The organism is Terasakiella brassicae (genome assembly GCF_014641495.1).
Taxonomy (GTDB): domain Bacteria; phylum Pseudomonadota; class Alphaproteobacteria; order Rhodospirillales; family Terasakiellaceae; genus Terasakiella; species Terasakiella brassicae.
The window spans coordinates 1-642 of record NZ_BMHV01000082.1 but is presented as its reverse complement, the minus strand read 5'-3'; the positions used below and the strand labels follow the sequence as shown (position 1 = coordinate 642).

The following is a 642-nucleotide window of genomic DNA, read 5'->3' as shown; positions in this document are numbered from 1 at the left end:
TTGACCGACGTGGACGTCATCTGTTTACTTCCGCATGTTCCATACATCGGCTTTTACTCACATAACCCATTTGAAATGTTTTTTGAAGTTCAGCTACATATTGATTGGGAAATAGGATTAAAACTTCAATTAATTCCTATTTGTTTATGTTTTGGATTCTCTCAAAAAAAGCAGGAATAGGAAATCGCAAGTATGGTTTTAAGTCATGAAAACTCACCATGATAATTGGCACGGAAGCTATTGAATGGACTCCATATTTGACTTTCCGCAGAGCTTTTCATGTAGTTGCAAACCGGCACCAAATTTGACAAATCTGATTTGTAAGTTAGCATTTGATGTAATGACCAAGGATGCTTTTTAATGATTCCACTCATCTTTTCAAACCAAACAAAACCATTATCTACAACACCACGTCGTGATCCCGTTGATGTTTTCGTGAACTCGCTTATACAGCAAATAGACGCATGTAAATTGGCTCAACAGGGCGAAGCCTATATACTAAAACGCCGTCGTTACAATGGTGGAAAAGAGCATTTCATTGACGTTCCGTTGCGACCATGGTGGTGGGAACATGATGATCAGCTTTATGTGACTTTGAAATATTCATCACAGACGGTAGCCATCAAGGGTCACAAGAGCATC

The 642-nt window shown here is 38.9% G+C and carries 2 protein-coding genes; both read left to right on the top strand.

What is annotated here, in order from left to right; genetic code table 11:
- Window positions 1-180 (top strand): hypothetical protein (locus tag IEW74_RS17470; protein WP_229734412.1); only part of this gene is annotated, 180 nt, incomplete at its 5' end.
- Window positions 181-360: 180 nt separating this feature from the next.
- A partial coding sequence (locus tag IEW74_RS17275; protein ID WP_188667437.1) for a hypothetical protein occupies window positions 361-642 on the top strand: 282 nt, incomplete at its 3' end.